At 39.1% G+C, this 560-nt stretch carries 1 pseudogene; it reads left to right on the forward strand.

The features are described 5' to 3' along the window. Positions 1 to 560, forward strand: a pseudogene (locus tag GUB10_RS15905) (hypothetical protein); the annotation flags it as partial.

The following is a 560-nucleotide window of genomic DNA, read 5'->3' on the forward strand; positions in this document are numbered from 1 at the left end:
AATGCAAGTGCTTCCGGTTATGACAATACCAATTCAGGTTTAACCTCTACTAATGTACAGGATGCTTTAGATGAAATTCAGTCTAACCTGGATAATACTACCGATGTTTTAGTTGATAATGGTAACGGCACCTATACGCATACCGCAGTAGATGGTACGGAGGTAATTATTGATGCCAACACTACTTCAGTAAGTGTAACCGATGGGGTGTATACTTTTACAAATGGTAATGGTGATGTAATTACGACTATCGATACCAATGCAAGTGCTTCCGGTTATGACAATACCAATTCAGGTTTAACCTCTACCAATGTACAGGATGCTTTAGATGAAATTCAGTCTAACCTGGATAATACTACCGATGTTTTAGTTGATAATGGTAACGGCACCTATACGCATACCGCAGTAGACGGTACAGCGGTAATTATTGATGCCAACACTACTTCAGTAAGTGTAACCGATGGGGTGTATACTTTTACAAATGGTAATGGTGATGTAATTACGACTATCGATACCAATGCAAGTGCTTCCGGTTATGACAATACCAATTCAGGTTTAAC

The sequence above is a fragment of the Salegentibacter sp. BLCTC genome (assembly GCF_015143665.1).
Lineage (GTDB): Bacteria > Bacteroidota > Bacteroidia > Flavobacteriales > Flavobacteriaceae > Salegentibacter > Salegentibacter maritimus.